1 protein-coding gene is annotated in these 575 nt (G+C 57.4%); it reads right to left on the bottom strand.

Annotation, left to right across the window (positions count from 1 at the left end; translation table 11 throughout):
• The coding region (locus tag HX774_RS19360; protein WP_255500565.1) for a hemolysin III family protein at positions 1–275 on the bottom strand (275 nt) is incomplete at its 3' end.
• Between the last annotated feature and the right edge of the window lie 300 nt (positions 276–575).

Raw genomic sequence — 575 nt, 5'->3', positions numbered from 1 at the left:
ATGCCCCACGCCCAGGCGCCCGTAAGATTATGCGTGGTGAAGGGCGTATAGGACCCGGCGATCATCAGAAAAATGCCTGCGTGATCCAGGCGACGCAGCAGCGGACGCCACCGCGCCGCGGCGAAATTATAGGCCGTCGAAAAGCCGAGCATCGCCAGCAAGCCGACCGTGTAGACGCTGACGGCGAGGACGAGGCCGAGGCTCCCCTTGGCGACGGAAAGACCGAGGAGAACGCCGCCGCCGAACAGGGCNNAGCGAGGTCCACGCGCCCGCAGCCCGCCCCTCCAAGCCGACGCATCCGCGCAAAAATGTAAATGGCGGCTCAAGAAACAACACCAGGCGTCAAAGCCTCGCCAAAATGCGACGGCCAAGGCACAAAAACGGAAATCGAAAAGTTCTGCGATCAAGTATTCTGAACCATATATCAGAAATGCTAACGTCTAATATTATTAAGAATCGAAGCTATATCTTTGGCGACAAGGGAACAAACCCGAACCGCCACCGTTATGTATGTAGAATGCAAATTTCCGCAGATTACACACGCCGTTTAAGCTCCCAGCACCCCCGGCGCGGGC

The organism is Brevundimonas sp. P7753 (assembly GCF_013386595.1).
Lineage (GTDB): Bacteria > Pseudomonadota > Alphaproteobacteria > Caulobacterales > Caulobacteraceae > Brevundimonas > Brevundimonas bullata.
The sequence above is the reverse complement of the archived record's forward strand: the minus strand, read 5'-3'. Positions and strand labels throughout refer to the sequence as shown.